The following is a 676-nucleotide window of genomic DNA, read 5'->3' as shown; positions in this document are numbered from 1 at the left end:
AAGTGCTACCCAACGCTCTCATAATGCAGGGTTTTATGGCCCTGGAGCAGGGTGATGTCGTAGCCGTCCAACAACCAGTTGATCTGCTCGCCGTTTAGCGGCATCAGCTCATCCGACGGGCCCGGCCATTTGAATTTTTCCTCGGCCAGGGACTTGTAGTAGAGCACAAAACCGTTGTCTTCCCACATCAGGCACTTGATCTTGTTGCGCTGCCGGTTGGTGAAAGCGTAAAGCGCGCCGGAGAACGGACTGTGCCCCAGCTCCTGCTCGACAATCAGCGCCAGGCCGTTGGCCTGCTTGCGGAAATCGATGGGCTGTCGATACAGGTAAATTTCCGGCAGGTCCCAGGAGGGGCGAAGATACCGGTGGCGCATTACAGTTGCCTCAGCACGGCACCGAGCAATTCCACATTGCCGGCGTGCAGGCCGGTGATCGAGACGCCGCCGGGCAAGGACACCGTTAACCCCTCTGACAACTCCGGGCCAGGCACTGCCGATACCTTGGCAAAGCCGGGCGACGACACGGGGTGTTCCGGAACCGACGCCTCCGGCTCGGTCAGCTTTTTGCGCCAGTAAACAAAGCGGCAATAGGTTAGCGACTGCTGTTGGCAGTAGGCCATGCCGGACAAACCAGACGCCTGCCAGTCCTCGATATGTTGCTGCCAGAGACGTTTGCG

The 676-nt window shown here is 59.2% G+C and carries 2 protein-coding genes; both read right to left on the bottom strand.

Annotated features, from left to right (window positions below; all coding sequences use genetic code 11):
- Window positions 1-5: 5 nt before the first annotated feature.
- Window positions 6-374 carry an IS66 family insertion sequence element accessory protein TnpB gene (tnpB, locus tag INT21_RS16165; RefSeq protein WP_081136160.1) on the bottom strand — a complete coding sequence of 123 codons (369 nt, stop codon included), beginning with the start codon at window positions 372-374 and terminating at the stop codon, window positions 6-8.
- Window positions 374-676 (bottom strand): IS66 family insertion sequence element accessory protein TnpA (gene tnpA / locus INT21_RS16160; RefSeq protein ID WP_226930676.1); only part of this gene is annotated, 303 nt, incomplete at its 5' end. The genes tnpA and tnpB, both read right to left, overlap by 1 nt.

This window comes from Halomonas sp. 3F2F, from assembly GCF_014897805.1.
Classification (GTDB): domain Bacteria; phylum Pseudomonadota; class Gammaproteobacteria; order Pseudomonadales; family Halomonadaceae; genus Vreelandella.
Note: the sequence above shows the minus strand (reverse complement) of the source record. Positions and strands in the feature narration are given on the sequence as shown.